General features: G+C 73.0%; 22 protein-coding genes. 15 read left to right on the forward strand and 7 right to left on the reverse strand.

Translation table 11 applies throughout. The features are described 5' to 3' along the window. Window positions 1-11: 11 nt before the first annotated feature. From AB0I91_RS22565 to AB0I91_RS22575, 3 genes are all read right to left on the reverse strand, one after another. Window positions 12-833, reverse strand: coding sequence for a tyrosinase family protein (locus AB0I91_RS22565; protein ID WP_499638579.1), 822 nt, complete (start codon window positions 831-833; stop codon window positions 12-14). Between the two features lie 34 nt (window positions 834-867). Beyond that, window positions 868-1,305, reverse strand: coding sequence for a tyrosinase family oxidase copper chaperone (locus AB0I91_RS22570; protein WP_498780371.1), 438 nt, complete (start codon window positions 1,303-1,305; stop codon window positions 868-870). Between the two features lie 200 nt (window positions 1,306-1,505). Continuing rightward, the gene (locus tag AB0I91_RS22575) at window positions 1,506-2,678 is read right to left on the reverse strand and encodes a metallophosphoesterase (RefSeq protein WP_499611475.1); all 1,173 of its coding nucleotides are present in this window, start codon (window positions 2,676-2,678) and stop codon (window positions 1,506-1,508) included. Between the two features lie 106 nt (window positions 2,679-2,784). Here AB0I91_RS22575 and AB0I91_RS22580 point away from each other — a divergent pair, with 106 nt between their 5' ends. Then, the gene (locus AB0I91_RS22580) at window positions 2,785-2,979 is read left to right on the forward strand and encodes a hypothetical protein (RefSeq protein WP_498780368.1); all 195 of its coding nucleotides are present in this window, start codon (window positions 2,785-2,787) and stop codon (window positions 2,977-2,979) included. A gap of 136 nt (window positions 2,980-3,115) precedes the next feature. Further along, entirely contained in the window at window positions 3,116-5,260 is a 2,145-nt protein-coding gene (locus AB0I91_RS22585; protein ID WP_498780367.1) for a putative bifunctional diguanylate cyclase/phosphodiesterase, read from the forward strand. Between the two features lie 136 nt (window positions 5,261-5,396). Here the strand turns inward: AB0I91_RS22585 and AB0I91_RS22590 are convergent, their stop codons facing one another. Continuing rightward, window positions 5,397-6,053, reverse strand: a complete 657-nt coding sequence (locus AB0I91_RS22590) for a thiaminase II/PqqC family protein (protein WP_499611469.1) — start codon at window positions 6,051-6,053, stop codon at window positions 5,397-5,399. Window positions 6,054-6,333: 280 nt separating this feature from the next. On the opposite strand from AB0I91_RS22590, the gene AB0I91_RS22595 reads away from it, so the two are divergent. The 3 genes from AB0I91_RS22595 (at window position 6,334) to AB0I91_RS22605 (ending at window position 11,480) form a co-directional block, all read left to right on the forward strand. After that, the gene (locus AB0I91_RS22595; protein ID WP_499638582.1) at window positions 6,334-8,394 is read left to right on the forward strand and encodes a diguanylate cyclase domain-containing protein; all 2,061 of its coding nucleotides are present in this window, start codon (window positions 6,334-6,336) and stop codon (window positions 8,392-8,394) included. A gap of 4 nt (window positions 8,395-8,398) precedes the next feature. Next, on the forward strand, window positions 8,399-8,857 hold the full coding sequence (locus AB0I91_RS22600; protein WP_498780364.1) for a pyridoxamine 5'-phosphate oxidase family protein: 459 nt from the start codon (window positions 8,399-8,401) through the stop codon (window positions 8,855-8,857). Between the two features lie 226 nt (window positions 8,858-9,083). Then, window positions 9,084-11,480 carry a discoidin domain-containing protein gene (locus AB0I91_RS22605; protein ID WP_499638584.1) on the forward strand — a complete coding sequence of 799 codons (2,397 nt, stop codon included), beginning with the start codon at window positions 9,084-9,086 and terminating at the stop codon, window positions 11,478-11,480. A 131-nt stretch (window positions 11,481-11,611) separates the two neighbouring features. Here the strand turns inward: AB0I91_RS22605 and AB0I91_RS22610 are convergent, their stop codons facing one another. After that, a complete protein-coding gene (locus AB0I91_RS22610; RefSeq protein ID WP_498780360.1) occupies window positions 11,612-12,070 on the reverse strand; it encodes a MarR family winged helix-turn-helix transcriptional regulator in 459 nt (152 codons plus the stop codon). A 75-nt stretch (window positions 12,071-12,145) separates the two neighbouring features. On the opposite strand from AB0I91_RS22610, the gene wrbA reads away from it, so the two are divergent. From wrbA to AB0I91_RS22625, 3 genes are read left to right on the forward strand one after another with little or no spacing between them, the layout of a single operon-like run. Then, on the forward strand, window positions 12,146-12,781 hold the full coding sequence (wrbA, locus tag AB0I91_RS22615; protein ID WP_498780359.1) for an NAD(P)H:quinone oxidoreductase: 636 nt from the start codon (window positions 12,146-12,148) through the stop codon (window positions 12,779-12,781). Then, window positions 12,781-13,902, forward strand: coding sequence for a serine hydrolase domain-containing protein (locus tag AB0I91_RS22620; protein WP_499638586.1), 1,122 nt, complete (start codon window positions 12,781-12,783; stop codon window positions 13,900-13,902). The genes wrbA and AB0I91_RS22620 overlap by 1 nt, the downstream gene beginning before the upstream one ends. A 35-nt stretch (window positions 13,903-13,937) precedes the next feature. Further along, window positions 13,938-14,084, forward strand: coding sequence for a hypothetical protein (locus AB0I91_RS22625; RefSeq protein WP_498780356.1), 147 nt, complete (start codon window positions 13,938-13,940; stop codon window positions 14,082-14,084). On the opposite strand, the gene AB0I91_RS22630 is transcribed toward AB0I91_RS22625, so the two are convergent. Then, window positions 14,078-14,539 carry a helix-turn-helix transcriptional regulator gene (locus tag AB0I91_RS22630; RefSeq protein ID WP_498780355.1) on the reverse strand — a complete coding sequence of 154 codons (462 nt, stop codon included), beginning with the start codon at window positions 14,537-14,539 and terminating at the stop codon, window positions 14,078-14,080. The genes AB0I91_RS22625 and AB0I91_RS22630 overlap by 7 nt on opposite strands. Window positions 14,540-14,597: 58 nt before the next feature. On the opposite strand from AB0I91_RS22630, the gene AB0I91_RS22635 reads away from it, so the two are divergent. The 5 genes from AB0I91_RS22635 (at window position 14,598) to AB0I91_RS22655 (ending at window position 20,315) form a co-directional block, all read left to right on the forward strand. Continuing rightward, the gene (locus AB0I91_RS22635; RefSeq protein WP_499638588.1) at window positions 14,598-15,800 is read left to right on the forward strand and encodes an MFS transporter; all 1,203 of its coding nucleotides are present in this window, start codon (window positions 14,598-14,600) and stop codon (window positions 15,798-15,800) included. Window positions 15,801-15,872: 72 nt separating this feature from the next. Continuing rightward, window positions 15,873-16,949 carry a hypothetical protein gene (locus tag AB0I91_RS22640; protein ID WP_499638590.1) on the forward strand — a complete coding sequence of 359 codons (1,077 nt, stop codon included), beginning with the start codon at window positions 15,873-15,875 and terminating at the stop codon, window positions 16,947-16,949. Beyond that, window positions 16,949-18,100, forward strand: coding sequence for a toxic anion resistance protein (locus tag AB0I91_RS22645; protein ID WP_499638592.1), 1,152 nt, complete (start codon window positions 16,949-16,951; stop codon window positions 18,098-18,100). Before AB0I91_RS22640 ends, AB0I91_RS22645 begins: the two co-directional genes overlap by 1 nt. Then, window positions 18,097-19,716 (forward strand): vWA domain-containing protein, encoded by a 1,620-nt coding sequence (locus AB0I91_RS22650; RefSeq protein WP_499638594.1) that lies wholly within the window; start codon window positions 18,097-18,099, stop codon window positions 19,714-19,716. The genes AB0I91_RS22645 and AB0I91_RS22650 overlap by 4 nt, the downstream gene beginning before the upstream one ends. Continuing rightward, window positions 19,713-20,315 (forward strand): hypothetical protein, encoded by a 603-nt coding sequence (locus AB0I91_RS22655; RefSeq protein ID WP_499638596.1) that lies wholly within the window; start codon window positions 19,713-19,715, stop codon window positions 20,313-20,315. Before AB0I91_RS22650 ends, AB0I91_RS22655 begins: the two co-directional genes overlap by 4 nt. Window positions 20,316-20,319: 4 nt before the next feature. On the opposite strand, the gene AB0I91_RS22660 is transcribed toward AB0I91_RS22655, so the two are convergent. Further along, window positions 20,320-23,418 carry an AfsR/SARP family transcriptional regulator gene (locus AB0I91_RS22660; protein ID WP_499638598.1) on the reverse strand — a complete coding sequence of 1,033 codons (3,099 nt, stop codon included), beginning with the start codon at window positions 23,416-23,418 and terminating at the stop codon, window positions 20,320-20,322. 105 nt (window positions 23,419-23,523) lie between these two features. Here AB0I91_RS22660 and AB0I91_RS22665 point away from each other — a divergent pair, with 105 nt between their 5' ends. Further along, window positions 23,524-24,540, forward strand: coding sequence for an NADP-dependent oxidoreductase (locus AB0I91_RS22665; RefSeq protein WP_499638600.1), 1,017 nt, complete (start codon window positions 23,524-23,526; stop codon window positions 24,538-24,540). Then, on the forward strand, window positions 24,537-25,103 hold the full coding sequence (locus tag AB0I91_RS22670) for an NAD(P)H oxidoreductase (protein WP_498780343.1): 567 nt from the start codon (window positions 24,537-24,539) through the stop codon (window positions 25,101-25,103). The genes AB0I91_RS22665 and AB0I91_RS22670 overlap by 4 nt, the downstream gene beginning before the upstream one ends. The last annotated feature ends 158 nt before the right edge of the window (window positions 25,104-25,261 follow it).

A 25,261-nucleotide genomic window follows, 5' to 3' on the forward strand; every position in this document is an offset into this window, starting at 1 on the left:
TGCCCGTCCCGTCACGCGTAGGTGTAGCTGCCCCGGTGGTCCAGGGTCGAGGACACGGTGACGCCGAAGGGCTCCAACGTCTCCTCGACGTCGACCACGTTCGCCACGCCACCACCGGGCCGGTACCGGTCGGCGCCGAAGCCCCAGCGCTCCTGCCAGCGGGACCAGAGCCGGTCGATGTGGCAGTGGTGCAGGAAGAACACCGGGTCGTTCGGCGAGTCGACCTGCGCCATGTGGCCGCCGACCCAGACGTGGACGCGGTTGTGCAGGTTCGGCGACAGGCCGCCCTCCGCGCGGTTGCGCATGCCGCTGCTCGACGAGGAGTTCCACGGCGACACGTCGTAGGTCGACACGCCCATGACGGTGTCGACGTCGGAGGTCGTGGGCAGCGAGCCGCGCAGCGCCATCGCCCGCCGCAACGACGTCGAGGACGTGGCGCTGACGTTGATCCGCCACCTCGTGGAGCCGGCGAACGGGCCGCTGAGCACGGCGCCGTTGCCGCCGGAGCCGTTGCCGCCCATGAAGTCGGAGGTGAAGGGCGCGCCGGTGGTGGAGCGGTTGGCCGTCCAGTTCCAGTACGGCAGGTCCACCGCCGGGTTGATCGCCTTGAGGCCGTTCTCCAGCTCCAGCAGGAACCGCCGGTGCCACGGCAGGAACGACGACGACATGTGCGCGTAGTTGTGGCTGTTGACGGCGTTGAAGTACGTCATGTGGGTGCGCACGAACCAGTCGTAGTTGCGGCCGCCGGCCTGCGCCTTCAGCGCCTTCACGGCGGCGACGAAGTCGGCCTTCTCGGTGGCCGTCAGCGCGGCCGCGCTCTTGCGGGTGCCCATGGCTTCGTTCCTTTCGCGGGCGGTCGGGCGCCGATCACTTGTGCGGGTGGTCGGCGTCGTGGGTCAGCTCCTGGTCTCCGAGCTGGTCCACGGCGAGCTTCGCCAGCTTCTTGAGGCCGTCCCGGTTGTCCCCCTCGTCCAGGGGGACGGGGTCGAAGTGGTTGAGCGTGCTGAGCACCGCGGTGTAGGTCGCGGTCGAGTCGGGCGCCACGGGCAGCTCGACCTGCATGACGCCGAGCTTCTTGCCGTTGATGTGGACCTTGTGCTTGCCGTTGGCCTTGTCGTGCTCGCCCTTGATCTTCTTGCCCTTGTAGGTCTCCTCGAAGTCACGGGGATCGGCGAGGGCCGCGACCCTGCTCGGACCGGCCGTGGCGCCGGAGGAGGCGAGGCCTGCGAAACCGGCCGCGGTGACGGCGATGAGAGCGGCGGTCGCGCCGTGCCGGAACACGTCTCGGCGGGAGATGTCGTTCATGGGAGTCCTTCGGCGGCGTCGGGTTCTTCGAGGCCCCCCAACGGTGTCGTGACTCCGACCGCGACCGACCGCACCTCTCCGCCGAGCGTGCGACCGCTCGTGCCGTCGAACAACGGCACTCACCCGTTCGTGTCAGGTGTGCACCTTTGTGGGTAGGGCCGAAGTACCCAGGGTGCGCGCCCGCGTGCACGGGCGGTGGATCAGGCGGCGCGCAACGTGAGCAACGAGATCTCGCTCGGTGCGAAGACGCGCAGCGGCGGACCCCAGAAACCCGCGCCCCGGCTCGTGTACAGCCGGGTGCGCTCGCCGTGGCGGCTCAACCCCGCCAGCACCGGCTGCTGGAGCCGCACCAGCAGGTGGAACGGCCAGATCTGCCCGCCGTGCGTGTGCCCGGACAGCTGGAGGTCGACGCCCGCCGCGACGGCCTTGGGGATCTCGCTGGGCTGGTGCGCCAGCAGCACCACCGGGTCGTCGGCGCGCGTGCCCGCGAGGGCGGCGTCGAGGTCCGCACCGTGCCCGGCCTCGCCCGAGTGCGCTCCGGTGATGTCGTCCACGCCCGCGAAGACCAGCCGGGCGTCGCCGCGGTCCAGCACCCGGTGCTGGTTGTGCAGGCTCGTCCAACCCAGCTCGGTCATGTGGTCCAGCCACGCCTGGGCGTTGCTGATGTACTCGTGGTTGCCCGATACGTAGAACCGGTGCGGTGCCCGGATGTCGCCCAGTGCGGCGGCCTGGCCGCGGCGTTGCTCCACCGTGCCGTCCGCGATGTCGCCGACGTGCACGACGACGTCCGGGTCGAGGGCGTTGACCGCCGCCACCGTGTCCGCGGACCACTTCGTGCGGTCGATCGCGCCGTAATGGGTGTCCGCGAGCACCGCGACGGTGAGCCCGTCGAACGCCGCGTCCAGCCGGGGGAGCGGCACGTCGGTCCGCTTCACCCGCGGCACGCGGCGCGCCTCGCGGAGGCCGTACCCGACCAGCGCCAGGCCGACGACGAGCAGGGTGACCGCGACGAACCGCGCCCGGAACGGGTTCTCCACGCCCGCCACTGCGAGCACGATCCGCAGCACGTGCGTGATCAGGGTCCAGGCGAAGAACACCCACGCCACGCCCAGCACCAGGTGCGCGACCCGGGACGCCCGGTCGGAGTGCCGGCGGCCGTGCGCGCGGACCAGCAGCAGCGGGAACGCCACCGACGTGACGACGAAGAACGCCGTGCCGAGGACCTGCACCGGCCACGGCCACCGCGCGCCCGGTGCGAGCAGGCCCGTCCAGGGCACCCAGAACAGCAGCGCGGTCACCGTGAGCAGCACCGCCGTGAAGATGACGCGGCGCCGCGCGGACGGGCGGGGCGGCGCGGTCGTCGTGCTCGACATCGGGTCTCCTCGGCGGCTTTACGAACCAGCGGGCTCTTATCGACGGTAGCCCGCCGTGCGGCCGGTGTCCAAGTTTGCCGCCGGGGTGGGCGGAAACCCTGGTCGCATGGCTGACGAGCGCGAACGCGAGGGTCACTCGCCGGAGGAGTTCCGGGTCGAGACGCCGGAGGAGGACGAGCGGCTGGCCGCCTCGCGGCGCCGGATCGACGAGGCCAAGGCGGTCGCCGCGGACCTCGCCAGGACCACGCCGGACCCCCTGCCCGACAGCGAGCCGCCGCACGGCCCCGTCCCCGGATCCTGATCTTCGCCGCGCCTCCGGGGCAGGTCCATAGTGGACTCACCCGAATGGCGGTTGAGAACGTGAACACCGGTATGGATAGTTCGATCTTCCGCGAGGGTGTTCAGCCGATCGCCGCTTGACTTGGGGGTAACCGGGCGTGGCTCGTCCAACCCGCTCCGTGGTGGACGACCCGCTTTCGTCACCCGGTCAGGCCGGGCTGCGCCGGGTCCGGTTGCTCACCGGGGCCTACGCCTGGCTCAGCTCCATCGCGTTCGCGGTCCAGCTGGTGGTCATCGGGGCCGGGCCCGGCCGCTTCGTGCTGGCCGCGCTGGTGCCGCTGGTGCTCGTGTCGTGGCTGCCGCGACCGAACCGGGACAGCTGGCTGATCGCGCTGGTGGAGTGCGCGGTCGTGCACGGCGCGATGTTCGTGCTGCCCACGCCGCAGCCCGCGCTCGGCTTCGTCTTCGCCGTGACGGTGCAGCGCGCGCTGCGCGGCGCCGACCACGAGCGTTTCCCCCTCCGGGCGATGCCTGCCCTGTTGGGGTTCCTGACCGGGTTCACGGTGTGGCTCTCGGTCACCCCCGTCGCGGTGACGGGGCCGATGGTCGCCTCCGTCGTGATGCCGTTGGTGGGCCTGGCGGTCGTGGCGACGGCGTTGCACGAGACGGCGCGCTCGGCGCGGCTCGTGCGGGACGCGCACCGCACCGTCGAGGCCGTCGTGCGGGCCAGCCCGGTCGGGCTGGTGCTGGTCGACGCCGACGGCGCGCCGCGGCTGCACAACGACCGGGCCCGTGAGCTGCTGGCCTGGTCCGGGGCGAGCCCGGGGCGGGTGCCGTGCCCGCACGGTCCGGACATCACCGACTGCGAGCGCGGCTGCCGCTCGGCCGACGACGCGGTGGAGGTCCGCGTGACCCGGGCGGACGGTTCGACCGGCGTGCTCGCGGTGCAGGCGGTGCCGGTCGACGACGTCTCCGAGCGGCACACCCTGGTCACCGCGCTGGACGTGAGCAAGCGCCGTGAGCTGGAGGACCAGTTGCGCACCCGGGCCGAGCGGGACGAGCTGACCGGGCTCGCCGGGCGCACGCACTTCCTGCACCTGGTGGACCAGGCGCTGCCGGCCGGCGAGGCGGTGGGCCTGCTGGTGATCGACCTCGACGGGTTCAAGGAGGTCAACGACGCCGAGGGGCACGAGGCGGGCGACTGGTACCTGGTGTCGGCGGCCGAGCGGATCGGCCGGGCCGTCGGGCCCGTGGCCACCGCCGCGCGGCTCGGCGGCGACGAGTTCGCCGTCCTCGCGCCCGGTCACGACGTGCGTGACGCGGCACGGCTGGCCACCCGGATCCTGTCGGAGCTGGCGCGGCCGTTGACCGGGCTGGGGCACGACACCGTGATCCGGGCCAGCGTCGGCATCGCGGTGTCGTCACCGGGGGTGGGTACGGCGGACCTGCTGCGTGACGCGGACACCGCGATGTACGTGGCCAAGCGCGAGGGAGGCGGGCGGATCCGGCTGTTCCGGCCGGAGATGGGCGAGCGGGTGCTGGCCCGGCAGCGCGACAAGGCCGACCTGCGCACGGCCGTGTCCGACGGGCAGCTGGTGCTGCACTACCAGCCGATCGTGGACCTGGCGACGTCGCAGGCGGCGGGCGCGGAGGCGTTGGTGCGGTGGCAGCGGCCGGGGCACGGGCTGCTCGGGCCCGGCGAGTTCATCGGGCTGGCGGAGGAGACCGGCCTGATCGTGCCGCTGGGCAACAAGGTGCTGGCCGGCGCGTGCGAGCAGGCGATGCGGTGGCGCGAGCAGGGGCGTGCGCTCGGGGTGACGGTGAACGTGTCGACCAGGCAGCTGTCCGCGCCCGCGTTCCTGCCGTCGTTGGACCGGGTGCTCAAGACCACCGGGCTCCCGCCGGAGCGGCTGACGATCGAGGTGACCGAGTCGGTGTGGGCCGACGGCGCGGCGATGCGCGGGCTGATGGAGGTGCGGGAGACCGGGGTGCGGGTGGCGCTGGACGACTTCGGCACCGGCTACTCGTCGCTGAGCTACCTGCAGCGCTACCCGTTCGACGTGGTGAAGATCGACCGGTCGTTCACCAACGCCCTCTCCGAAACCGGGCGCACCGCAGGCGTCGTGCGCTGCATCATCGACCTGGCGGAGGTCCTGGGCGCCCACACCGTGGCCGAGGGCATCGAAACGCAGGCCCAGGCGGACTGGCTCCGCAACGCCGGCTGCGCCTACGCCCAGGGCTACCTCTTCGGCCGCCCCGACCTGGCCGAGAACTGGGACACCCAGCCCTCCGTCCCCCACTGACCCCGCGTGCCGAACCTTCAGGCCCCTGGGTTCAACGCCCGGGTTTCCGGGTTGAACCGCCGGCGGGTACCCGAACGTAGGACTCAGTGGGCCTGAGGGTTCGACACGCGGGGCCTGGACGTTCGACACGCGCGAGTCAGGGGAGGTCGGCGAGGGTGTTCCAGAACATCAGCTCGTAGGAGTGCAGGAGGCGGGCGGCCGGCATGGCGGCGGCGGGGGACCAGCCGGTGTCCAGGACGCCGTCCAACGCGCGCAGGCCGAGGGCGTCCAGCTCCGGCGCGGGTTCGGCGAAGAAGTCGAAGAACGCGCAGCCCGCGTCGTCGAAACCGTAGTGCTCGCGCAGCGCGGCGGCGATCGTCGCGCAATAGCCGCCCCATTCCGCGAAGTTCGCCAGAATCGCGAGGAGCGCGTCGTGCGGATTGCCGTCCAACGCCAGCCTGGCCACGAACGACGGATATGCCTGACATCCCGGCAACGGTCGGTACGCGGCCACGTCATCCGAGGTCAGGCCGCACGCGGCGGCGAAATCGGCCAGTTTGGCCAACGCCAGCCCCTCGCCTCCGGCGACCGTCGCGAAGAACTCGCGCTGCGCCGGCACGGGAGACTGCGCGGCCAACGTGAGGAACGCTCGCCAGTCGCTCTGCACGATGCGGTGCTCTTCGGCCGCCAACGCCTGCAACGTGGCGAGCGGCGCCTCGCCGGACGCGATCAGCGGCACCAGCCGGTTCGTCCCGCCCTCGCCCTTCAGTTCCTCCCGCACCCGCTCCAACAGGTCTTTCGCGTCCTTCGCCATCGTTCCCCCTCGTCCCGGCACCGCCCGTCACCGCAGACGGCGGCATGACCAATAGGCACTCTATAGAGCCTCCCGGCGTCGCGCGGATGGGCATGCGCGTCGGTTCTGTGGATGAAGAGTCGGCAACAGGGATTGACGCGGACTCCCCTTTACCGGTCTCATGTCCCCGCCTTGTCGAACGTCAGCGTTGCCTCAGTGGGGAGTGCCGGGATTGCGCGTCGCCGGAGAACCGTCGGTCGAAAACGGCGAAATCCCGATCGGTAAACAGCATCAGCTGTGGATGGGTTACCTGGCTTTCGGCCTGTTATCGGTCGGGGTCTACTACGCGCTGCCGATCTTCGTCGGCACGATTCCGCTGCGGGTGGTCGTCTACTGCGCGGTGAGCACGTCCGCCGCCTTCGCCGTGTGGTGGGGCGTGCGGCGCAACCGGCCCGAACCCCGCGCGCCGTGGATCGTGCTCGGCCTGAGCCAACTCGTGTACGCCCTGGCCGACACCACGTTCTACATCGCGCACTACGTGCTCAACGACGCGAGCTACCCGTCCATCGCGGACGCGTTCTACCTGGGCCACTACCCGCTCGTCGTGGTCGGCCTGCTCATGCTGATCCGGCAGCGCCGCGCCGACCGCGACCTGCCCAGCCTCCTCGACGCGGTCTCGCTCACGGTCGTCGCGGGCCTGCTGTCGTGGGTCTTCGTGATCGGCCCGCAGACCCGGCTCGGCACGCCGCTGCTGGTCGAGATGGTGTCGCTGGCCTACCCGCTGATGGACCTGGTGCTGCTGCTGGTCTCGCTGCGGCTGCTGTTCGGCGGCGGGCGGCGTGACGCGTCCTTCGTGCTGCTGGCCCTGTGGCTGGCCGCGATCCTCACGGCCGACACCGTGTACGTGTTGCAGCGCCTTGACCTCAGCTACGCGGCGGGCAACTTCCTGGACGCGATCTGGCTGACGGGCAACCTGGCCCTCGGCGCGTGCGCCCTGCACCCGTCGATGGGGCGGATGGCGCAGGCCGTCGACGTGCCCGCGCTGCGGCTGAGCTGGCCGCGGCTGGCGATCCTGTCCGGCGGCGCGTTGATCGGACCGGCGTTGTTGCTGGTGCAGAACGCCCAGGGCGTGCGCCGGGACGTGCCGGTGATCGCGGCGGGCTGCGCGGTGCTGTTCGCGCTGACCGCCACCCGCCTCGCGGGCCTCGCGGTCGACCAGCGCAGCCTCGCCATCACCGACAGCCTCACCCGGTTGCGCAGCCGTCGCTACTTCGAGGCGCGCCTGGCCGACGACCTGGCACGGGCCAGGCGCACCGGGCTACCGCTCGGCGTGGTGATCCTCGACGTCGACCGGTTCAAGTCGATCAACGACCGGTTCGGGCACCCGGCGGGTGACCGGGTGCTGGTCGAGGTGGCCAACCGGCTGCGCGCGATCGCCGGGCCGGGCCGGGTGCTCGCCCGGTACGGCGGCGAGGAGTTCGCGCTGATCGCGACCGGTGTGGACGCCGAGAACCTGAGCCGCCTCGCGGAACGGTTGCGGCACGGGGTCTCCCACCATCCGATCGCCGTGAGCGGTCGTAGATCGGTGACGGTTACGCTCTCCGCCGGCACCGCCGCGTTCGCGCCGCACTACGGCACCGCGTCCGCGTTGGTGTCGGCGGCTGACCGCGCGTTGTACCTGGCCAAGGATCTCGGTCGGGACCGGGCGGTCGCCGGTGGCACATCGCTCACCGAGCACCGGGAGGACGTCGCGGTGGACTACCTGAACCAGGTCGCGGACCTGGTCGACCTGCGCGTGGCCAGTCCCGGGCGCAGCCTGGCCATCGCCGAGTGGGCGCGCACCGTCGCCGAGCACCTGAAGCGGGACCAGGCCGAGGTCCACAACGCGCACCGCGCGGGACGGCTGCTCGACGTCGGCATGATCGTGCTGCCCGACGACCTGCTCACCGAGTCCGGCCCGCTCACCGACCAGCAGTGGCACCTGCTGCACGAACACCCCGACAGCGGCGCGCGCATGGTCGGCGTGCTGCCCGACCACGGCGAGGTGGCCGAGGTCATCCGCCAGCACCACGAGCGGTGGGACGGCGCCGGCTACCCCAACGGCCTGGCCCGCGACGGCATCCGGGTCGAGGCGCGGATCCTGTCGGTGTGCGACGCGTGGGCGGCGATGCGCGCCGACCGGCCGCACCGGCGTGCGTTGACCCACGAGCAGGCCGTGCGCGAGCTGCGCTCCGGCCGCGGCGCGCGGTTCGACCCGGACCTGGTCGACGTGTTCCTGGCGTTGCTGGAGAAGGGCGTGGTCGGCGACCTGTCCGCCGGACCCGGCTCGGCGGTGCCGCGGGAGGACAGCCGCCTATCCTGACGCCATGTCGCGCCGGGCCCTGATCACGATGTCGACGGACGAGGTGCGCGCGTTCCTGGAGGAGCAGCGCGTCGTCACGGTGGCCACGATCGGCCCGAACGGCAGGCCGCACCTCGTGCCGCTGTGGTTCGTGGTGGAGGACGGCGAACTGGTCGGCTGGACCTACCGGTCGTCGCAGAAGGTGGCGAACCTGCGCCGCAAGCCGGAGGCGACGTTGCAGCTGGAGGCGGGGGAGACCTACGACCAGCTGCGCGGCGTGGCCATGGAGTGCGACGCCCGGCTGGTCGAGGAGCGGGCCGAGGTGGCCCGCATCGGCGTGGCGGTGGCGGCGCGCTACACCGGGCACAGCGGGCCGGAACTGGACGCGTTCGTGACCGCCCAGGCGGTGAAACGGGTCGGGCTGCGGTTCGCGCCCACCTCGGTCGTCTCCTGGGACCACCGCAAGCTCAGCGGCACCTACTGACCGCCGGGAAGACCGCCGAGCGGCCCCCCGCAAGCGAACGCAAATTTCCGCAAGCGCCGTGCAAGCGGCCAGTGCGGCCTGCCCGTAGAAGCGGTAGTCAACTTTTTGCGTCTTTCAGTAGACATCTTGCGGTCACCTGATCGTCCTGCTTATGGTGTGCGCCACGCCACACCTTGTGACTTCCCTGCCCGCAGCTCGAGGTCCCGTCCAACGAAGGGCTGAACCCATGCGAGTCAACCCCACCCTCCGACGCCCCCTGGCGCTCGGCGCGACGGCGGTGGCCACGTCCCTGCTCGCCGCGCTGACCATCGCCGCCGCGCCGGGCGAGGTCGCCGCCCAGGTCGCCGCGGCGGCCAGGTCGCCGTTCGGGATCCCCGGCCGGGGCGCCGACGTGCCGTTCGTCGAGCACGAGGCCGAAACCGCCGCCACGAACGGCACGAAGATCGGGCCCGGCCGACGCCGGGGCACGCTGGAGGGCGAGGCGTCCGGCCGCCGTGCCGTGACCCTGTCCGGCCAGGGCAAGTTCGTCGAGTTCACCCTCACCGAGCCGGCGAACTCGATCGACCTGCGGTACAGCGTCCCGGACGGCAACGGCGGCGCGGGCATCACCGCGCCCCTGTCGCTCTACCTCGACGGCACGAAGACCGGCAGCCTCACGCTGACCTCGAAGTACGCGTGGCGCTACGGCGGCTACCCCTACGCCAACGACCCGAACCAGGGCAAGCCCCACCACCTCTACGACTCCACCCGCGCCCTGTTCGGCCGCACGCTCGCCGCGGGCTCGAAGGTCATGCTCCAGGTCGACGCGGGCGACACCGCGCCGTCCTACACGATCGACCTGGCCGACTTCGAGCTCGTCGCCCCCGCGGCCGCGCGACCCGCCAACTCGGTCTCCGTCACCGACCACGGCGCCACGCCGGACGACGGCACGAACGACAACGCCGCCTTCGACGCCGCGGTCGCCGCCGGGAAGTCCTCGGGCCGCGAGGTGTGGATCCCGGCCGGGCGGTTCACCGTCACCAAGCACGTCACCGTCGACCAGGTCACCGTCCGCGGCGCGGGCCACTGGCACAGCGTGGTCGCCGGCGACCGGGTCGGCTTCTACGGCCTCGGCGAGCCGTCGAGCTGCGGCCAGGGCGGCAACTCCGGCGTGAGCACGCGCGTCGGCCTGCACGACTTCGCGATCATCGGCGAGGTCACCAACCGGGTCGACTGCGACCAGACCAACGCCATCGGCGGCGCGCTGGGCGGCGGCTCGGTGATCTCCGGCATGTTCCTGCAGCACACCAAGGTCGGCCTGTGGCTGGACGGCCCGTTCTCCGGCCTCACCATCCGCGACAACAAGGTCGTCGACCAGCTGGCCGACGGGATGAACCTGCACCGCGGCATCAGCGACGTGCTGATCGAGCACAACCTGTTCCGCAACATCAGCGACGACGGCATCGCGTTCTGGTCGGAGCACCAGGCCGATCACGGCAACACCATCCGGCGCAACACGGTGGTGGTGCCGATGAAGGCCAACGGCATCGCGATCTACGGCGGCCGGGACAACGTCGCCACCGAGAACGTCGTGGCCGACACCCAGGACCAGGGCGGCGGCATCCACGTCGGCAACCGCTTCTCGTCGGTGCCCCTGTCCGGCACGACCACCCTGTCGAAGAACACCACGCTGCGCGCCGGCGTGCTCGACTCGAACTGGCAGTTCGGCGTGGGCGCGCTGTGGTTCGACGCACGGGACGGGGCGATGAACGGCCGGATCGACGTCACCGACACCGACCTGATCGACAGCAACTACGAGGCCATCCAGTTCATCAGCGGCACGATCACGAACGTCCACTTCGACGGCGTGCGCATCAACGGCGCGGGCACGTTCGGCATCCAGCTCCAGTCGCCGGGCGCGGCGTCGTTCACCAACGTCACCGCGACCGGTCTCGGCCGGGCCGGCGTCTACAGCTGCCTCGGCGAGAACGGGTTCCAGCTCACCAAGGGCGCGGGCAACTCCGGCTGGGACGGCCCGTCGTACTGCGGCCCGTGGCCGGACCCGATCTACACCGATCCGACCAACCCGCCGACCAGCACCACGACGACCACCACGACCGTTCCGCCGGGCGGCAACCTGGCCAGGGGCAAGGCGGTCAGCGCCTCCACGGTGAACGGCGGCTTCCCGGCCGCGAACGCCGTGGACGGTGACTCGAACACGTACTGGGAGAGCGCGAACAACCAGTTCCCGCAGTCGCTGACCGTCGACCTCGGACGGTCGGAGAACGGCGGCAACGCGGTGGACGGTGACGCGAACACCTACTGGGAGAGCCCGAACAACGCGTTCCCGCAGACGTTCACCGTCGACCTGGGCAGCCGCATCGCGGTGAACCGGCTCGTGCTCAAGCTCCCGCCGGCCACCGCGTGGGCCGCGCGCACGCAGACGTTGTCCGTGTCCGGCAGCGCGGACGGCGCGACCTACGGCCAACTGGTGGCGTCGACCGGGTTCCGGTTCGACCCCGCGTCCGGCAACCAGGTGAGCGTCCCGGTCTCCGGCGCGCACCGCTACCTGCGGCTGACGTTCACCGGCAACACGGGCTGGCCCGCCGCGCAGCTCGCCGAGTTCGAGGCGTACGCGGGCTGACGCCTCGACCGGGGGTGGTCCCGCGGCAACGACGCCGGCGGGACCACCCCCGTGCCACCGCAGACGCCCCGGTTGCCGTTCCGCTCACCCGTCCCGACCGGGTGCTGACCCGCGCGTGCCGCGCCGCCGGCTCACCCGTCGCGCCATGCCCGCTGACCGGCCACGACCTCCCGGAACAGCCGCTTGAACCCGTCGAACGCGTCCTCGCCGACGCGTTCGGCGTGGCGGCGCTCGATGGCGGCCACGATCGCGTCCGACCGGCTCATCTGGGCCAGCCCCCGCTCGGTGGGCACGACCAGCTTCGCGCGCCGGTCGTCCGGGTCCGGCTGCCGGGTGACGTACCCCAGCGCCTCCAACTCGTCGAGCACCTTGCCGACGACCTGCTTGTGCTGACCGGACCGGCGGGCGAGGTCGGTGGCCCGGGTGCCCTCCTCGTCCAGGTAGGCGAGCACCGCGCCGTGCTGCGGGCGCAGGTCGGGGTAGCCGTCCCGGGCGAGGGTGTCGAACAGCTCCTCCTGCACGGCGAACAGCAGCCGGCCGGTGAGCACGCCCAGGTCGGGGTCGGTGTGCTTGCGCTCGCCTCGGCGCATGGACCCTCCTTTGGTCACCTGAGGTGATAGTCACCAATATTGACGATCACCAACTATGACTATATCGTCGTGGTCATGATCAAGCAGCAGGAGGGGGCCGTCGTGGACGGCCGCGTGAAGGTCGCGATCGTGTACTACTCGGCCACCGGCAACATCGCGCAGATCGCCCAGGAGATGGCCGAGACCGCGGAGAAGGCGGGCGCCGAGGTCCGGTTGCGCAAGGTCGCGGAGCTCGCGCCGCGGTCCGCGATCGACGCCAACCCCGAGTGGGCCGCCAACGACGCCGCGACCGCCGACCTGCAGGTCGCCGTCGCCGACGACCTGGTCTGGGCCGACGCGGTGATCGTGGGCACGCCGACCCGGTTCGGCAACGTCGCCTCGCAGCTCAAGCAGTTCCTCGACACGCTCGGCGGCGTGTGGCAGCGGGGTCTGCTGGCCGACAAGGTCTACAGCGGGTTCACGTCGACCGGCACGCTGCACGGCGGCCACGAGTCGACGCTGCTGGCGTTGGCCACCACGTTCCACCACTTCGGCGGCATCGTGGTCGCGCCCGGCTACACGCACCCGGACAAGTTCGCCGACGGCAACCCGTACGGCACCTCGCACCACGACGCGGGCGGCACGGCGGCCGTGGACGACACCGTCCGCGCGGCGGCACGGGTGCAGGCCGAGCGCGTGGTCCGCTTCGCCCGCGCGGTCGCGGCGGCGTGATGACCGTCCAGGGCGCCGTCGCGCCGGGCTACGAGGGCGTGCGCGAGGAATTCGCGGCGGTGGTGGCCGCCGAGCCCGGTCTCGGCGCACAGCTGGCCGTCTACCGGGGCGGAGAGCTGGTGGTCGACCTCTGGGCGGGGTTGGCGGAGGACGCGTTGCTCGCGCTGTACTCCTCGGGCAAGGGCGCGGCGCACCTCGTGGTCGCGCTGCTGGTGCAGGACGGCGTGCTCGACCTGGACCGCGCGGTCGCGTCGTACTGGCCCGAGTTCGCCGCCGGCGGCAAGGAGCGGGTGACGCTGCGGGACCTGCTCGCGCACCGGGCCGGGCTCGTCGGCGTGCCCGGCGGGTTCGACGCGGAGGAGTTGGCGGACGACCGGCTCCTCGCGCAACGGCTGGCCGGCGAGCGCCCGGCGTTCGGGGACGGGTACGGCTACCACGCCCTGACGATCGGCGCGCTGACCGGCGAGGTGGTGCGCCGGGCGACCGGGCGGACGTTGCGGCAGGTGTACGAGGAGCGCGTGCGGGCGCCGTACGGGCTGGACTTCCACCTCGGGCTGCCGGCGGACCTGGAACCCCGGTACGCGCCCGTGCAGCCCGCCGTCTCGCCGTCGCCGATACCGGTGGGGTTGACCGCGCTCGCGTTCAACACGCCGTTGGACCTGGTGGCGTTCGCGAACACGCGGCGCGTGCGCGAGCTGGGGCAGGCGTCGGCGGGCAGCGTGGGCAGCGCGCGCGGGTTGGCCCGGATGTACGCGGCGGCGATCGGTCCGGTGGACGGTCGGGAGCCGTTGCTCGGACCGGACGTGCTGGCCGAGTTCACCCGGCCGCACTCGACCGGCGTCGACCTGGTGACGGGGGAGCGGGACCACTTCCTGCTCGGCTTCGAGGCGCAGGGCGTGCGGTACGCGGGGCTGGGCGCGGACGCGTTCGGGCACAGCGGCGCGGTGGGCGCGCAGGCGTTCGCCGATCCGCGCAGCGGCGTCGCCTACAGCTACACCCGGCGCCGGTTCGCGGTCGGTGGTGGTGGGGGCGCGGCGGAGAACCACCGTCTGGTGGCGGCCGTGCTGCGGGCGCCGGCGGCCCCGAACTCGCTCGGTCGACAACGTCGTCACGTTCAGTAGAGTCGAAAGGGAGAGATCACCAGCGGAGGATTGTCATGAAGCGGAACATCACCTGCCCCTGCGGCGAGCCGATCCAGGGCAAGGACGAGGACGACCTGGTGGAGAAGACCCAGAAGCACCTCAAGGAGAACCACCCGGGCCACGACTACTCGCGGGACGAGATCCTTTTCATGGCTTACTGAGCCCCTTCACCCGGGTCGGGGTGCACGGCGACGAGCAGCAGCGCGTCGAGCAGCCGCAGCCAGTCCGGCTCGGTGAGGTCGCGGCCGGTGAGGGCGGACAGGCGGGCCAGCGCGTCCAGCAGTCGGCCGGCCAGGTCGGCGGCGTCCTGACCGGTCGCCTCGGCCACGGCTCGGACGTCGCGGCGGAAGCGGGTGGTGCGGCCGAGCCGGACCAGCGCCGCGGGCACGTCGGTCGGCGGGGGTGCGGGGTGGTCGTCGTCGGCGAACCCGACGGTCAGCCGCGTGCCCAGCGCCCCGGCCAGCCGGCCGAGCGCGTCGACGGTGGGGTTGCCCCGGCCGTTCTCCAGGTTCGCCACGTACGGCACGGAGAGTCCCGCGTCGGCGGCGACCGCGGCCACCGTCCGCCCGTTCGCGGCGCGCAGCGCCCGTAGCCGCCGACCGAGTTCGTGTCCCACGCGGTCAATCTTGTCAGAACACTGTTCACGATGGCTATCTTCTGGAGATAGTCATCGGGTGTTGACCGCTCTGCGCGTGAGGGACTTCCGGCTGCTGTGGGCGGCACGGACCGTCAGCGTGCTCGGCACCTGGCTGCTCGTCGTCGCCGTGCCCGCGCACGTCTTCCACCTGACCGGCTCGTGGTCGGCCGCGGGTGCGGCGCTGGCCGCGGAGTTCCTGCCGCCGTTGCTGCTCGGGCCGGTCGCGGGGGTGCTGGTCGACCGGTGGGACCGGCGGCGGGCGATGGTCGCGGCCGAGGTGCTGCGTGCCGCCGCCGTCACGCTGCTGCTCTTCGCCCGTGAGCCCGGCGACCTCTGGCTGCTCTACGTCGCGGTGGTCGTGGAGAGCACGGGCACGGTGGTGTTCCGACCGGCGGCCCAGGCGCACACGCCCGTCGTGGTCGGCACCGGCGCGGCGCTGAGCGGCGCCAACGCCCTGAACTCCACCACCGACGGCCTGGCGCGACTCGTCGGCGCACCGCTGGGCGGCGCGTTGACGGCGCTGGTCGGCTTCCCGGTGCTGGTGGTGGCGGACGCGGCGAGCTACCTGGTCTCGGCCGGGTTGATCGCGTTGCTGTCCCGGGGCGGCCGTGACGGGGCGGGCGGCGGTGAACGGCCGGGCGTCGGCGGGGGACTGCGTGAAGGACTCGCGTTCGTGCGATCGGGGCGGACGGCCAGGGTGCTCCTCGTCGTCAGCACCGCCTTCCTGACCGCGAACGCCTCGCTCAGCGCGCTGCTGGTCCCGTTCGGGATGACCGCGTTGGGCGGCGAGGGGCCGGTCGGGTTGGTGATGTCGGCGCTGGGCGTCGGCTTCCTCCTCGGCGCGCCGGCGACCCGCGTCCTGGTCGACCGCCTGCCGCCGGGTCCGCTGCTGGCGGGCGCGCTCGCCACCACCTCCATCGGCTTCGTGCTGTTGTTCAACGCGGCGTCGCTGACCGCCGCCCTGCCCGCCGCCGCGCTGATCGGGTTGTCCGGTTCGGCGGCACTGGTCGTCACGCAGACCGCCTTGCAACGGGTGACGCCGACCGGAGTGCTGGGCCGGGTCGGCGCGCTGCTGGTCACGGGTGAGGCGGCGGCGACGGTCGTCGGCGCCCTGGCCGGGCCGGCGCTCGCCGAGCTCACCTCTCCGCGCACGACCGCGTACGCGGCGTGCGCGCTCACCGTGGCCGCCGCCGTGTACGCGGTTTCGACGCCGTCCGTTCATCAACCGTTCGCCCCTTGATCGCCGCTTCGCGCGTCAAACGAGTCGAGCGGCGGAGATGATCGCCGGTGAACACGGGGGTGAGCGGGTCAGGTGAAGCGCCGGGTGTCCATCGGCTTGGCCGTGGTGTTGTTGGCCGCCGTCGTCGCGGTGGTCGTGTGGGGTCGTTCGGACGACGCGGAGGGCGGGGCCCGAGGCGGGCTGACCACCGTGCGCGGGGTCATCGGGTCGGAGAAGCTGGCCTTCTTCAGCGACCCGAGGGTGGTCGAGGCGTTCGCGAAGCACGGCTTGAAGGTCGAGGTGGACACGGCCGGCTCACGGCAGATCGCCACCTCCGTCGACCTCGGCAAGTACGAGTTCGCGTTCCCGTCGTCCTCGCCGGCCGCGCAGCGGATCCAGCGCGACCGCAAGACGGCCGCCGCGCACACGCCGTTCCAGTCGCCGATGGCCGTGGCGACGTTCGAGCCGATCGTGAAGCTGCTCGAAGCCGCCGGCGTGGTGACCAAGGGCGCGGGCGACTACCAGGTGCTCGACGTGGCCGAGTACCTGGAGCTGACCAGGGCGGGCACGCGCTGGGACCAGCTGCCCGGCAACACCGCCTACCCGGCCCGCAAGAACGTCCTCATCACCACGACCAACCCGGGCGAGTCGAACTCCGCCGCGATGTACCTGTCGATCGTGTCGTTCGTGGCCAACGGCAACACCGTGGTCGGCACGCCGGAGCAGGAAGCGGCCGTGCTGCCCGACGTCGCCAGGCTCTTCCGCGACCAGGGCTACACGCAGAACAGCACCGAAGGGCCGTTCGAGGACTACCTCGCGGCGGGCATGGGCAAGACGCCGCTCGCGCTGATCTACGAGTCCCAGTACCTCGACCGGGTGCGGCGCGCCGACGGCTCGATCCGCGCCGACATGCGCCTGCTCTACCTCGCGCCGACGGTCTACTCCAAGCACACCCTGGTCCCGCTGTCCGACCGGGGCGACCAGGTCGGCCGGTTGCTGAGCACCGATCCGGAGCTGGCCGAGCTCGCCGCCACGTTCGGCTTCCGCACGTCCGACCCGCGCGTGTTCGCCGAGGTCGTCGGCGACCGGGCGCCCGCGGACCTGGTGGACGCGGTCGAGCCGCCGTCGTTCGAGACGCTGGAACGCCTGCTCGACGCGGTCTCCGCGTGATGGACGAGTTCACCCTCACGCCGCCGGAGCCCGTGACCCCGGTCCCCGTCGAACGCGCGGCCGGCCTGGTCACCCTCGGCGAGGACGTGCCCGCGGACGTCGACCGGCGGGCCGAGCGGTTCGCCGAACGCCTCCGGGCGCTGGACGTCCGGTCGCCGGAGTTCACCGCCGTGCTGGACGACGCGCTCGCCGTCGGCGAGGCGGACATGCGCGCGGCGGCGGGCGTGGCGGGCACGATGCTCGACCGCTCCGCCCGCGCGCTGCGCGAGGACTCGCCCCAGGTCCGGGTCACCACCTCGCTGTCGGACCTGCGCCGCACCGTCGCCGAGCTGGACCCGGCGAAGCTGCCGATCACCGGCCGCAAGCTGCTGAAGGTCTTCCCCGTCGCCAACGCGGCCAAGAAGGCCCTCGGCCGCTACCGGGCGGCGGGCGAGCCGGTGAACGCGCTGGTGGTCGACCTGCGCCACCGGCAGGACGTGCTGCGCCGCGACAACGCGGCCATCAAGGGCGAGCGCGAGCGGCTGTGGCGGGCCATGGGCAAGCTGGCCGAGGCCGCCGCGTTCGCCGAGGCGGTGGACGCGGCGATCGACCGGCAGGCCGAGGTGCTCGACCTGGCCGACCCCGACCGGGCGCGGGCGCTGCGCGCGGACGTGCTGCACCCGATCCGGCAACGGCACCAGGACCTGCTCACGCAGCTCGCCGTGAGCGCGCAGGGCTACCTGGCCCTGGACCTGGTGCGGCGCAACAACGACGAGCTGATCCGGGGCGTGGAACGCGCGGTGACCACGACCGTGGCCGCGTTGCGGATCGCCCTGCTGGTCAGCGGCGCCCTGGCGAGCCGGCGCGACGTGCTCGACGAGGTCGCCGCGTTGCAGGCCACCACGGACGGGCTCATCCGCGCCAACACCGAGCTGCTGGACCTGCAGGGCGCGGAGATCCGCCGGGCGAGCAGCGACCCGGCCGTCGCGGTGGAGACGATCCGCGCGTCGTTCGACCGGATCTACGCGGCGATCGACGCGGTCGACGGCTACCGGGCGGACGCGGTGCGCACGATGGCCGTCACGGTCGAGTCGCTGTCGGGGGAGATCCGCCGCGCGGAAGAGCACTTGCGCCGTTCGCACGACGCGGCGGCGGTCGAGGGGGACCGATGAGGACAGCGTTCGTGCTCGCCGCCGTGCTGGTGCTGGCGGGGTGCACCGGCGAGGCCGAGCCCGACCCGGCGCGGCCCGCCGGCCCGGCCGAACCCGGTGTGCTGCGGGTGCTCGCGGGCAGCGAGCTGACCGACCTCCAGCCGGTGCTGGACGAGGCGGCCGAGGCCACCGGCGTCGAGGTGAGGTTCACCTTCACCGGCACGCTGGAGGGCGCCGAGGCGTTGGCGAAGGGCGAGGTGGACGGCAAGTACGACGCCGTCTGGTTCTCGTCCAACCGCTACCCGGCCGGCATCCCGGAGGCCGCGGCACGGCTCGGCAACCAGGTCAAGATCATGAGCTCGCCAGTGGTGCTCGGCCTGTCGACGTCGTCGGCACAGCGGCTGGGCTGGGCCGACCGGCGGGTCGGCTGGGGCGAGATCGCCGAGCGGGCCGGGCACAAGGAGTTCAGCTACGGCATGACCGACCCGTCGTCGTCGAACTCCGGCTTCTCCGCCCTGGTCGGCGTGGCGTCGGCGCTGGCGGGCGCGGGCAACGCCGTGGACGCGGGCCAGATCGCGGCGGTGACACCGCGGCTGAAGGGCTTCTTCGCTGCGCAGTCGCTGTCCGCCGGGTCGTCGGGCTGGCTGTCGGAGGCCTACCAGCGCCGCGCCACCGGCCAGGACACCGGCGCGCAGGTCGACGGGCTGATCAACTACGAGTCCGTGCTGCTGTCCATGAACGCCGCCGGCACGCTGCCCGAGCCGCTCACCCTCGTCTACCCGGACGACGGCGTCGTCACCGCGGACTACCCGCTGACCCTGCTCGCGGACTCCGGCGACGACGCCCGTGACGCGCACCAACGCCTCACCGACCACCTGCGCACGCCGGACGTGCAGCGCCGGATCATGGAGACCACGCACCGGCGGCCGGTCGTGCCGGGCGTCGACCTGGACTCCCGGTTCGCCGTGCGCGACCTGGTGGAGCTGCCGTTCCCGGCCGCGCGCGACTCCGTCGACGCCCTGCTCTCGGCCTACTTCAACGAGATCCGGCGTCCGTCGCGCACGCTGTACGTGCTCGACACGTCCGGTTCGATGGCCGGCGACCGAATCGCGTCGCTCAGGTCCGCGCTGGTCGGCCTGACCGGCGCGGACGACTCGCTCACCGGCCGCTTCCGCCGGTTCCGCAGCCGGGAGGAGGTGACCATGCTGCCGTTCAACACCGAACCGGGCGAGCCGCGCACGTTCACCCTGCCCGAGGGCGACCCGCGGGCGGAGCTGGCGGAGATCAAGGCGTACGCCGAAGGGCTGGTGGAAGGCGGCGGCACGGCCATCTACGACAGCCTGTCCCGCGCCTACGAGGTGATGGAGCCGCTGGTGGCGGCCGACCCGGACCGGTTCACCTCGATCGTGCTGATGACGGACGGCGAGAACGCGAACGGCTCGGGCCTGGCCGAGTTCCGGGCGTCGTTCGGCTCGGTGCCCGCGTCGGTGCGGCAGGTGCCCGTGTTCACCGTGCTGTTCGGCGAGGGCAGCAGCGCGGAGCTGGGCGAGGTGGCCACCATGACCGGCGGCAAGGTGTTCGACGCGCGCGCCACCGAACTGGGCGACGTGTTCCAGGAGATCCGCGGCTACCAATGATCCGCTACCTGGGCTCGACCAAGAACCTCGTCGGCTGCGTCGGCGGTCTCGTCGGCGTGCTGCTGCACCTGACCGGCGTGGTCGGCGGGGCGTGGCCGGTCGTGGTGGCCGGGCTGTACGCGGTGGGCGCGCTGCTCGCGCCGCCGGAGAAGGTCCGGTTGGTGCCGGTGGACGCGGTCACCGAGGCAGGCCTGCTCCGCGCGGAACTGGACGGGCTGGTGCGCGAGGTGGGCGCGCAGTCGTCCCGGATGCCCGAGCCCGCGGTCGCCGCCGTCGGCCGGATCGGCGCGGTGCTCGGCGACCTGCTCACCCGGCACGAGGCGTTGGCCGCCAACCCGGACCTGCGGCACACCGTGGTCCGGCTGGCGCGCACCGACCTGCCGCTGTCCGTGCAGACGTACCTGAACCTGCCGTGGTGGTTCGCGGTGAAGCAGCGCGCGGGCGGCGAGCCGAGTCCGGGCGACGAGTTGGTGACCCAGCTCGGGCTGCTGGAGGCCGAGGCCCACCGGCTGGCCGAACGCGTGTACGCGGTGGACGTGAACCAGCAGGCCGACCACACCCGCTACCTGCGCGAACGCGACCCGGGCAACGAGCCCTGACCCTTCACCCCGCGCGTGTCGAACGCTCAGGTCCCGGGTGTTCCACGTTCGCGCCCGCTGAAGCCCGCGCTTCATCCGGGGTGAGGGTGGCGCCGCGGGCGAAGTGCTCGGCGAACGCCTCCGGCCCCAGCGCAACGCCGGCACGCGCGGTGATGCGGTCGACGTCGCCGCGTTCGGCCGGTGGCAGGGGAGCGCCGCGCGACCGCCGGGCCGCGTCCGCCGCGCCGAGCAGGATCGCGGCGTCCACCGGGTCCGCGGCGCCGGCCAGGCCTTCCAGCGCCAACGCCAGCGCACGCGGGTCGCCGGTGTCCGCGGCCACCGCGTAGCTCTCCCGGTGCCGTGCGGCGGCCGTGGCGGGGTCGCCGCGCAGTTCGGCGACGAAGCCGAGTTCGGCGAGCACCAACGCGTTCGCACTGGTCAGCCCGACCTCGTCGTGCCAGTCCAGCACGGCGTTCAGCAGCTCCTCGGCGGTGTCGAGATCGCCTTCACGGCGGGCACCGAGCGCCAGGCCCAGCCGCGCGTTGACCTCACCGGCCCGGAAACCGTGCTGCGAGGCCAGGTGCGCGGCGCGCTCGTGGTGCTCCCGTGCCCGCGCGTGGTCGCCCGCGAGCAGCGCGATGCGGCCGAGGCCCGAGGTCAGGTCGGACACCTCCGGCCACAGCCCGAGCCGGTCGGCGAGCCGCAGGCCCGCGCGCAACCGGTCGGCCGCCTCGTCGTGGTCGCCGAACGCCTCGGCCACGAACGCGAGCACCCTGGTGCCGCGCAGTTGGCCCCACGTGTCGCCGAGGTCGCGGAAGAGCACGACGCTGCGCTCGCCCTCCCGTGCCGCCGCCGACAGGTCGCCGCGCACGAAGTGCTGGAGCGCGCGGTCGCCGAGCGCCGCCGCGGTGCCCCAGCGGTCGCCGGTCGCGGCGAAGCCCGTCAACGCCCGGTCGGTCAGCTCCTCCGCCGACGTGATGTCGCCGATCTCGCACAGGGCGTGGCCGAGGAACCAGGACGCGTGGGGTTCGGGGCACGACCGCAGCGCGGCCCCGATCCGCTCGGCGCGGTCCGTGCCGTCACCGGTCAGGATGCGGATCGCGGTGTGCCAGGCGGTGGTGGCGCCGGTCCGGCCCAGCGCGTGCGCGGCTTCGAACGCCCGGCGCGCCTCGCCCAGCCTGCCGCGCAGCACCCAGTACCACGCGAGGGCGTCCACCAGCCGCAACGCGGGCGAGACCAGCCCTCGGCGCACGGCGTGGTCCAGCGCGCCGCGCAGGTTGGCCGACTCCGCGTCCAGCCGCCGCAACCACTCGTGCTGGTCGGGCCCGCGCAACCGGGCCTGCTCGGCCAGGCCGGTGTAGTACTCGACGTGCCGCGCGCGGACCTCGTCCAGCTCGCCCGCCTCGGCCAGCCGCTCCACGCAGTACGCCGCCGGCGATTCGAGCAGCCGGTACCGGGTGCCGCCCGCGCCTTCCACGACGACCACCAGCGACCGGTCGACCAGACCGGTCAACACGTCCAGCACGTCGTCACCGCCGCACACCGCTTCGGCCGCCTCGAACGCGCAGCCCTCGTGGTGCACGGCCAGCCTGCGCAGCACCACCCGCGCCGCGTCGTCCAGCAGCTCCCAGCTCCAGTCGAGCATCGCGCGCAGGGTCCGCTGCCGGGGCGGCGCGTCCCGGTACCCGCCCGCCAGCACGCGGAACCGGTCGTCCAGCCGGGACAGCACTCCGGTCACGCCCAACGCGCGCACCTTGGTCGCGGCCAGCTCCAACGCCAGCGGGATGCCGTCCAACCGCCGGCAGATCGCGGCCACCGCGGCGAGGTCCGACGCGGACCCGCCCGCCGCGCCGACCCGGGCGACGAACAGCTCGACCGCGGCGGACTCGGCCAGCGGCGCGACGGTGTGCCGCACCTCGCCCGCCACGGCCAGCGGCTCCTGGCTGGTCGCCAGCACGCGCACGTGCGGCGCGGTCCGCAGCACGGCCGCGGTCAGCTCCGCCACCTCGGCGATCATCTGCTCGCAGTTGTCCAGCACGAGCAGCATCCGCTTGTCCCGCAACGCCGTCGTCAGCCGCTCGGCCGCGTCGACGTGCTCACCGCCCCAGGTGCCGTCGTCGCGGATGCCCAGCGCCGCCGTGAGCAGGTCGGGCAGCACGCACGGCGCCGAGACCTCGACCACCCACACGCCGTCCGGGAACCCGTCCACCAGCTGCCGGGCGGTCTCCACCGCGAGCCTCGTCTTGCCGACACCGCCCGGTCCGGTCAACGTCACCAGGCGGTGCTCGGCCAGCAGCCGGCGCACCTCCGCCACGTCCCGCTCCCGGCCCACCAGCCCGGTGAGCGGGTTCGGCAGGTTGGTGCCCGGCCGGACCGGCGGCGCGAGGCGGGGGTCCTGGTCCAGCATGGCGCGGTGCAGGGCGGCCAGCTCGGGGCTCGGGTCGACGCCCAGCTCGTCGGCCAGCCGACGGCGCAGCTCGTCGTAGGCGGCCAGGGCCTCGTGCTGCCGTCCCGCCCGGTAGAGCGCGCGCAGGTGGATCGCACGCAGGCGTTCCCGCAACGGGTGCCGCACGACCACGTCCGCGAGCTCGGACACCACCGCCGCGTGCTCGCCGAGGTCGAGCCGCGCCAGGGCCAGGTCCTCCAGCGCGACCAGCCGCTGCTCCTCGAGCCTGGTGATCGCCGGCCGGGCGAAGTCGAGGTCGGCGAAGTCCGCGAACGCCGGGCCGCGCCACAGGTTCAGCGCGTCGGTCAGCAGCGCGGCCCGCGCCGCCGGATCGGTGGCCGCACGGGCCCGCGCGGTCAGCTCCGCGAACACGTCGGCGTCCACCGAGTCGGCGTGGACCAGGTAGCCGGGCGACCGCGACTCGACCAGGTCACGGCCGCCCGGCTCGGCCTCCTCCAGCGCCCGGCGCAGCTGCGACACCTTCGCGTGCAGCGCCCGCAGCGGGTTGCCGGGGCCGTCGTCACCCCACAGGTCGGCGACCAGCCGGTCCGCCGACACGGGACGGCCGCGGTCGGCCAGCAGGTCGGCGAGCAGCAGCCGCACCTTGCGCTCGGGCACCTTGACCGGCGTGCCGTCCGCGGTCCGGACGTCCAGCGGACCGAGCACCCCGAAACGCATGGCCGCCACCGTAGTCGAGGCGGTCCGAACAGGACCCGAGCAGAACCCGAACAACGCCTCGGCAAGGTGGTCCCCAGAAGCGAAACCCCTGCTCGGAGGCACATCATGACGATCATCACCACCACCCGGGAGATCCGGCTCGCGTCACGTCCGGTCGGCGCGCCCACACCGGAGAACTTCACGCTCGCGACCGTCGAGCTGCCCGCGTTGGACGACGGCCAGGTGCTCGTGCGCAACACGTGGATGTCGGTCGACCCGTACATGCGCGGTCGGATGGACGACGCAGAGTCCTACATCCCGCCGTTCCGGCTCGGGGCGGCGCTGGAGGGCGGCGCGGTCGGCGAGGTCGTCGCGTCGAGGTCGGACGCCGTGCCGGTCGGCGCGACCGTGGTCCACTTCCTCGGGTGGCGCGAGCACGCCGTCGTCGACGCGTCGGCCGCGACCGTCGTGGACACCGCGATCGCGCCCGCGTCCGCCTACCTGGGCGTGCTCGGCACGCCGGGGCTCACCGCGTACGTGAGCCTGACCGAGATCGCGCCCGTGCGGCCCGGTGACGTGGTCTTCGTGTCCGCCGCCGCGGGCGCGGTCGGCAGTGTCGCGGGGCAGCTCGCCAGGCGGCTCGGCGCGTCGCGGGTCATCGGCTCGGCGGGCGGGCCCGCGAAGGCCGGGAAGCTGGTGGAGGACTTCGGGTTCGACGCCGCGCTGGACTACCGGGCCGGTGCCGTCGCCGACCAGCTGGCGTCGGCCGCGCCGGACGGCATCGACGTCTACGTCGACCTCGTCGGCGGTGACCACCTGGAGGCGGCCATCGGGGCGATGCGCGACGGCGGCCGGATCGCGCTGGTCGGCGCGATCAGCCAGTACAACGCGACCGGACCCGTGCCCGGGCCGAACCTGTACCCGGCCGCGACCAAGCAGCTGAGCCTGCGCGGCATGGTGGTCAGCTCCTACCTGGACCGGTTCCCCGAGTACGTCGGGCGTGTCGCCGGGTGGCTGGCGGACGGCGGGCTGCGCACCGAGGAGACCGTGTACGACGGGCTGGAGAAGGCGCCGGAGGCGTTCCTCGGCGTGCTGCGCGGCGCCAACACCGGCAAGATGCTCGTCCGCCTGGACGCGCGGTGAAGGCACTTGTGGTGGTGGCCCACCCGCGCGCCGACTCGCTCACGTCCCAGGTGGCGTCAAGGCTGGTGGACCACCTGATCGCGCACGGCGTCGAGGTGGACCTGCTCGACCTGCACGCCGAGGGGTTCGACCCGCGCATGACGGCCGAGGACGAGCCCGACTGGGCCGACCGGGACAAGGTGTACTCGGCGCCGGTCCGGGAGCACATGGCCCGGATCGAGGCGGCGGACCTGCTGCTCGTGGTGTTCCCGGTCTGGTGGTTCGGGCCGCCCGCGATCCTCAAGGGCTGGGTCGACCGGGTGTGGAACTACGGCTTCGCCTACGGCCGCGGTCGTCCCCGACTGGCCGGCAAGCGGATGCGGTGGATCGGGCTGGCTGGCGAGACGCGGGAGACGTTCGCCGAGCGTGGCATGGACGACGTGCTCGACCGGCAGCTGCGGGCGGGGGTGTCCGACTACTGCGGGATCACCGACGCCTCGCTGACGCTGCTCTACGGCACGCTCGCCGGCGACGACCACGTCCGCGGGGTGCTCCGGGACGTCACCGGTCTGGTGGAAGTGTGAGGGTCGGCGCGGCGGTCGCCTCTCGGCGAGTGGCTCGACGCGGCTCCAGCCGAACGGTATTCCGCGAAGGCGCTTGGTGAGGCCCGGGGACACGGACCGCACCGACCGAGTGTTCCAACGGTCGGTGGGCGCTCGGTGTTCCCGCCTCGCCGTGGCTT

The organism is Actinosynnema sp. NPDC049800, from assembly GCF_040656635.1.
Taxonomy (GTDB): Bacteria; Actinomycetota; Actinomycetes; order Mycobacteriales; family Pseudonocardiaceae; genus Actinosynnema.